A 6,085-nucleotide genomic window follows, 5' to 3' on the forward strand; every position below is an offset into this window, starting at 1 on the left:
TGAGGCGAGGATCCATGGGCGGCTGGAGAGTGGATCCTCGCCTCAAGGGCGAGGATGACGGCAGGCACGTTCTACCTCATCACTGCCTCACTGTTAGGTTCCAATCCAGCCAACAGCCGCGCTGAGTCGTCATCTTGCGGCATTGACCCCAAGCAAAAGGCCTCGAAAACAGCGACACTCCGACGCTTTAACCATTTGTTACGAAACAAGAATCCTTGTTTTTCAGGGCTTGTAGCGGCGCATGTCATTTTTTTGTCAAATCATGCATTTTTCCGCTTGCGGACCAACCGGAGCCTGACTATAAGGGCGCCACACCACAAGCGCACGCGCCCTTCGTCTATCGGTTAGGACGTCAGATTTTCATTCTGAAAAGAGGGGTTCGACTCCCCTAGGGCGTGCCACTTGCCTTCGTGTTTCCCCTTCAAGATATGCAATAACGCGATTTGTCACGATCGTTCTTCGATCGAGCATCCGCAAATTTTCCATCGCGACGATGGCGAGGCTGGAACCGAATCCCGGCCGGTACGTTAAAATGCTGTCCCCCCGATGGAAGGCGAGCCGGGCGAAATGCCGGTGGGCAAATTATACGGCTTGCCTTTCCCTCCTCCCCGATTTCCGTACCGCCAAACCAGCGATCAATTGAAGCCAGCTAAGGCTTCAGCAATCGCGCAATTCGTTTGACCAAGCCAAAAACCGCTCCAAATCACTCAGCGATAGAGCCGTTATTTCAAAGCTTTGGCCTCTCCCATCACGGTTTTCCACAGCCCTTCTGCTCCGAGTAAAAAAACTCGTCATGAAGCGAAAAAAATCAATTTTTCCGCTTGCGGACCAACCGGAGCCTGACTATAAGGGCGCCACACCACAAGCGCACGCGCCCTTCGTCTATCGGTTAGGACGTCAGATTTTCATTCTGAAAAGAGGGGTTCGACTCCCCTAGGGCGTGCCACTTGCTTCTCCTGAAAAATCAGCATTCTGTATAAAAAACTTCACGTAACGCGTGAACGTAAGGACGATCGCCGTTTCCGGTTCGTCCCTGAGTTTTACCCCGAAGAATTCAAACAGATTGGCGACCCTGTCAGGGTGCAAAAGCCGCGTCCAGAACGCGCAGCTGCACACGCCTCTGGCCCTGCCATAGATCGGCTCCCACCGTGCCTGCGACGTGGATAGACCTGCCGCGTGCATTCAGCAGCATCTGCCCCAGCGGCGCCTCTGCGGCGCGGAATGCGATGCCGTCCAGCCGGGAGCCATCCATGGCCTCCAGCGTGATCTTGACGTGAGCGGTGCCGACAAGGCGTACATCCCGCAGGCGATGGGCAGGCACGGCGAAAATCGGTTGGGAATGGCCTGATCCATAAGGACCGGCCTGCTCCAGCTGGTCGACAAGCTGTAAAGTCGCGCCAGACGCACCAATGGCACCATCGATCTTCAGCACGCTGCTTTCCACCAGCTCGCTCACCGTCTTGACGGCAGCCTCCTCGAAGAAGGTCCTGAGTTTCCCGAGATTGGCGCGTTCCACCGTGAGACCCGCAGCCATGGCGTGACCGCCGCCCTTGACCAGCAATCCAGCCTCCACGGCAGCGCGCACCATACGCCCCATATCAAAACCATTGATCGAACGGCCGGAGCCGGTGCCCTTGCCGGAAGGATCGAAGGCAATGGCGAAAGCCGGGCGACGGAAACGGTCCTTCAGTCGCGAGGCAAGCAGGCCGACGATACCCGGATGCCAGTTTTCCCGGGCCGTGACGATGACACCGGCGCCTGACCCGTCGCCATATTCGAACAGCGCCTCCGCTTCGGCTTCCGCCAGCATCGCGGCTTCCATCGCTTGCCGCTCGCGGTTCAGCTCGTCCAGCCGTTCCGCGATCACCTCGGCCTGCGAAGAATCGTCGATGGTCAGGAGACGGCTGCCAAGTGCAGCATCGCCGATACGGCCGCCGGCATTGATGCGTGGCCCGATCAGGAAGCCGAAATGATAGGGTGTGACAGGTCCGCCAAGCCCGGCCTTCTTGAACAGCGCCGCCAGCCCCGCATTGTTCATATGGCGCGCGGCAATCAGTCCCTTCACCACATAGGCACGGTTCAGCCCCTTCAGCGGCACCACGTCGCACACGGTCGCAAGGGCAACGATATCGAGAAGCGACAGCAGGTCCAGCGTGAAGGCCTGCCTGTTGCGCCTGTCTTTCAGCAGCCTGAGTGTAGCGACCAGCACGAGGAACACCACGCCGGCGGCGCAGAGATGCCCCTGCCCCGAAAGATCGTCCTCCCGGTTGGGATTGACCAGCGCAACTGCCGGCGGCAGTTCCGAGCCGACCTGATGGTGATCGATCACCACCACATCGGTGCCCGCATCCTTGGCGGCCTGCAGCGATTCATGGCTGGTGGAACCGCAATCGACGGTAACGATCAGCGTCGCGCCATTGGCGGCAAGCTGCTGCATCGCTGCCGGGTTCGGTCCATAGCCCTCGAAAATCCGGTCGGGAATGTAGATTTCCGGCGCAATCCCGAAATGCGCGAAAAAGCGGTACATCAAGGCGGAAGAAGCAGCACCGTCAACATCGTAATCGCCGAATATCGCCACCTTCTCGCCGGTCTCGATGGCGCGCACCAGCCTCTCGGCCGCCTTCTCACAATCGGTCAGCATGTGCGGATCGGGCATCAGCGAGCGGATGGTGGGATCGAGGAATGCCAGGGCGTCATCGACACCCACCCCGCGCCCGGCAAGCACCCGCGCGATCAATTCAGGAATGGCATGGATTTGCGACATGGCCAGCGCACGGTTCTGTCCGGCCTGATCCAGCCGCGACACCCAGCGCTGCTCTGTCGCCGACCGCTCCACGCTCAGAAACGCGCGGGCAACGGTATCGGCCGGCTCCATCATTGCCATCCTGTCCATTCATCCTGTCGTGTATATGCGCATCCGCGCCTTTTCTTACACCGGGCTAAATGGCGATGGCGGGTTTTTCAAGCAAAAACGCCCGTGCAGGGTTTCACACCGAAAAAATCGAGAAGAACGGGCTGACGATAGATACCGCACCGACCAGCAGCAGCAGCGAGAACACGGCAAGCGAACACCAGTTGCGCTCATAGTCGGCAATATCGAATTCCATGCTTCGAATATTGTCATTGGCACTGTGTGGCCTGGCCCGATGATGGGTGGCCAGAACGCCTTCGCGCTTGTTGTCCTTGAAAAGGATAATCGATGTCACGGCCACGCCTCCCTCGCTTGGTGAACATCATTAACCATAGAGCCGAATCGTGTTGCATTCCAGCGGTTCTGAGGCCGCTCGCGCAAATTTTCTGGGTGTTACCGGCTTTAAAAATGGAACGGGCTTGCAAGAACAGTGAAATCCAGCCGCTCCCAAAGAACGCTCTCATCCGGTTCGAAAACATCTCCGTGGTCATCCTCGGGCTTGACCCGAGGATCCACTGACCTACCTGCGCGGCGCTGGATCCTCGGGTCAAGCCCGAGGATGACGGCGCGTTTGGCGAGCGCGTCGCGCTTGGCAAGAGTGCAATGCCAGGCGCGAATGCGGCACCAGCGTTTCAGGTCCGCTCGATGCGGATGACCTGCGGCTCGCTGACGAGATATTTCTCGTTCTTGATCGCCTTCACCGCCTTGCGGATGGCATCTTCCATCGTCGCATGGGTAACGAGGATGATGGTCTGCGGCGCACCTTCCACATGCACGCGCTGGCGCTGCACGATGGATTCCAGCGAGATGTTGTTATCCGCCATGCGGGTGGCAATGGAGGCGAAAACGCCGGCCTGATCCTTCACCGTCAGGCGAATGAAATAACCGCCCTCATGGCTCTTCATCTTGGCGCGGCGATAATCGGCAAGCGATTTTGCCGGACGGCCAAGCACCGGAACCTGCTGGGCGCCCGGACGGCTCTTGGCGATATCGGCGATGTCACCGAGCACGGCGGACGCCGTGGCATTGCCGCCCGCACCCGGACCAACCATCAGGAGTTCTCCGAGGATATCGGATTCGATCGCCACCGCATTGGTGACGCCGTCCACCTGCGCGATCACGGAATCGAGCGGCACCATGGTCGGATGCACGCGCTGTTCGATACCGGATTCCGTCACCTGCGCCACGCCGAGAAGCTTGATGCGGTAACCGAGTTCGGCCGCCGCCTGAATGTCCTCGCTGGAGATATTGGTGATGCCTTCCAGATAGATGTCATCGGCCGAAATCTTGTTGCCGAAGGCAAGCGTCGTCAGGATGGCCAGCTTGTGGGCCGTATCGTTGCCCTCGATATCGAAGGCCGGATCGGCTTCGGCATAACCCAGCCGCTGCGCTTCCTTCAGACAGGCCTCGAAGGACAGCCCTTCCTTCTCCATCTTGGTCAGGATGTAGTTGCAGGTGCCGTTCATGATGCCGTAGATGCGCGACACATGGTTGCCGGTGAGAGACTCACGCAGGGCCTTGATGACGGGGATACCGCCGGCCACCGCCGCTTCGAAATTGAGAAGCGCACCCTTGTCTTCGGCGATGGTCGCCAGTTCGACGCCGTGCTTGGCCAGCAGCGCCTTGTTGGCCGTCACCACATGGAGACCGCGTGCAAGCGCGGCGCGCACAGAATTTTCCGCCTGACCGGAAGCACCGCCGACCAGTTCGACGAAGACGTCGATATCGGCTTCGCTCGCCAGCTGCTCCGGCGTGTCGAACCAGGTAATACCCGTGAGATCAATGCCGCGGTCGCGCGAACGGTCACGCGCACTCACCGCAATAATCTCAATCGCGCGTCCGCAGGTAATCGCAAGTTCGTTGCTTCTCTGCTGGAGGATGCGCACGAGCGAAGCGCCGACAGTGCCGAGCCCCGCTATGCCGATTCTCAATGAATCTGCCATGGGTATGTTCCTGATTTGCTGATGATGGTGGCGGCCGAGGCCCGGCCGCCTTCGGTTGCCCTTATCTGTGGGCGTTAAGCGAAACGACATTGTGCATCGTTTCGTCTGCGCTCGACAGGAAACGCTTCAGATTGCGCGCTGCCTGACGAATTCGATGCTCGTTTTCCACGAGCGCGAGACGGACGTAATCATCTCCCATCTCGCCAAAGCCGATGCCGGGAGCAACGGCGATATCTGCCTTCTCGACCAGGAGCTTGGAGAATTCCAGGCTGCCGAGATGGCGGAATTTTTCCGGGATTTTCGCCCAGGCGAACATCGTCGCCGCCGGCGGCGGAACCTCGAAACCGGCCTTGCCAAACGTGTCGACCATGACGTCGCGTCGGCGGCGATAGACATTGCGCACTTCTGCGATGTCGGAACCGTCACCGTTCAGCGCATGCGTCGCCGCGACCTGGATCGGCGTGAAGGCGCCGTAATCGAGATAGGACTTCACGCGCGTCAGCGCCGCGATCAGACGCTCATTGCCGACGGCAAAGCCCATGCGCCAGCCGGGCATGGAGAAGGTCTTCGACATGGAGGTGAACTCCACCGCAACGTCGATTGCGCCGGGAACTTCGAGAACCGAAGGCGGCGGGTTATTTTCGTCGAAATAGATTTCCGAATAGGCAAGGTCGGAAAGCACGATGATCTCGTGCTTCTTCGCAAAAGCGATGACATCCTTGTAGAAATCGAGCGAGGCCACATGCGCCGTCGGGTTCGACGGGTAGTTGATGATCAGCGCCAGCGGCTTCGGAATGGAGTGGCGCACCGCGCGCTCCAGCGGCCCGAAGAAGCTCTCATCCGGCTCGACATTCATCGAACGGATAACGCCGCCCGCCATCAGGAAGCCGAAGGCATGGATCGGATAGGTGGGGTTCGGACACAGGATCACGTCACCAGGTGCCGTGATGGCCTGCGCCATATTGGCGAAGCCTTCCTTGGAGCCGAGCGTGGCGACAACCTGCGTATCGGGGTTCAGCTTCACGCCGAAACGGCGGGCATAATAGGCGGCCTGCGCACGGCGAAGGCCGGGAATGCCCTTGGACGAGGAATAGCGATGGGTGCGCGGGTCCTGAACGACCTCGCAAAGCTTGTCGACGATGGCCTTCGGGTCGGAAGGTCGGGATTGCCCATGCCGAGATCGATGATATCGGCCCCGGCCGCTCGCGCGCTCGCTTTCAAACGGTTGACC

At 59.7% G+C, this 6,085-nt stretch carries 3 protein-coding genes, 2 tRNA genes and 1 pseudogene; 2 read left to right on the plus strand and 4 right to left on the minus strand.

Features of this window, described 5'->3' with window-relative positions:
• The first annotated feature begins 326 nt into the window (after window positions 1–326).
• Both AGR13A_RS07555 and AGR13A_RS07560 read left to right on the plus strand, forming a co-directional pair.
• Window positions 327–401, plus strand: a tRNA-Glu gene (locus AGR13A_RS07555).
• 470 nt (window positions 402–871) lie between these two features.
• Window positions 872–946, plus strand: a tRNA-Glu gene (locus AGR13A_RS07560).
• Window positions 947–1,075: 129 nt separating this feature from the next.
• Here AGR13A_RS07560 and recJ read toward each other — a convergent pair.
• From recJ to AGR13A_RS07585, 4 genes and pseudogenes are all read right to left on the minus strand, one after another.
• Window positions 1,076–2,884: a single-stranded-DNA-specific exonuclease RecJ gene (recJ, locus tag AGR13A_RS07565; RefSeq protein WP_080834529.1), complete on the minus strand. Its 1,809-nt coding sequence runs from the start codon at window positions 2,882–2,884 to the stop codon at window positions 1,076–1,078.
• A gap of 103 nt (window positions 2,885–2,987) precedes the next feature.
• Window positions 2,988–3,212 carry a hypothetical protein gene (locus tag AGR13A_RS07570; protein WP_035223312.1) on the minus strand — a complete coding sequence of 75 codons (225 nt, stop codon included), beginning with the start codon at window positions 3,210–3,212 and terminating at the stop codon, window positions 2,988–2,990.
• Between the two features lie 331 nt (window positions 3,213–3,543).
• Window positions 3,544–4,854, minus strand: a complete 1,311-nt coding sequence (locus AGR13A_RS07580; protein WP_080834535.1) for a homoserine dehydrogenase — start codon at window positions 4,852–4,854, stop codon at window positions 3,544–3,546.
• A 61-nt stretch (window positions 4,855–4,915) separates the two neighbouring features.
• Window positions 4,916–6,085, minus strand: a pseudogene (locus AGR13A_RS07585) (LL-diaminopimelate aminotransferase); the annotation flags it as partial.

The organism is Agrobacterium genomosp. 13 str. CFBP 6927, assembly GCA_900012615.1.
Lineage (GTDB): Bacteria > Pseudomonadota > Alphaproteobacteria > Rhizobiales > Rhizobiaceae > Agrobacterium.

What these genes read in the sequence shown, in the direction of transcription:
- recJ (WP_080834529.1), bottom strand. Translation starts at nt 2,884, where the DNA reads ATGGCAATGATGGAGCCGGCCGATACCGTTGCCCGCGCGTTTCTGAGC.
- AGR13A_RS07580 (WP_080834535.1), bottom strand. Translation starts at nt 4,854, where the DNA reads ATGGCAGATTCATTGAGAATCGGCATAGCGGGGCTCGGCACTGTCGGC.